This is a genomic window from Serratia sp. MMO-28 (genome assembly GCF_037199905.1).
In the GTDB taxonomy this organism is placed as follows: domain Bacteria; phylum Pseudomonadota; class Gammaproteobacteria; order Enterobacterales; family Enterobacteriaceae; genus Chania; species Chania oryzae.
In genome coordinates, this window is the sequence record NZ_JBBCVB010000147.1 from 1 (window position 1) to 223 (window position 223).

Consider the following 223-nt stretch of genomic DNA (forward strand, 5'->3'; position numbering starts at 1 on the left):
GTCAGTTCCCGGCTGAGCAGGTGGCGTAATGTCGATCACCAGAGCCCACGGTGGGGACATTGCGGACGTATTGCCCGCCGCGTCGGTGGCACGGGTAGTCAGGCTGTGCTCGCCTTCCGCCAGTTCGCTTTCCGGCGTGAAGACCCAGTTCCCTTCGGCATCGGCGGTGGTTTCACCAAGCTTGTTGCCGTTGTCGTAGATCTCGACCTTCGCGCCCGCTTCC

The 223-nt window shown here is 63.2% G+C and carries 1 protein-coding gene; it reads right to left on the bottom strand.

The annotated features are described in order from the left end of the window. On the bottom strand, positions 1-223 hold a 223-nt coding region (locus WG891_RS27215; protein WP_337274598.1), incomplete at both ends, for an Ig-like domain-containing protein.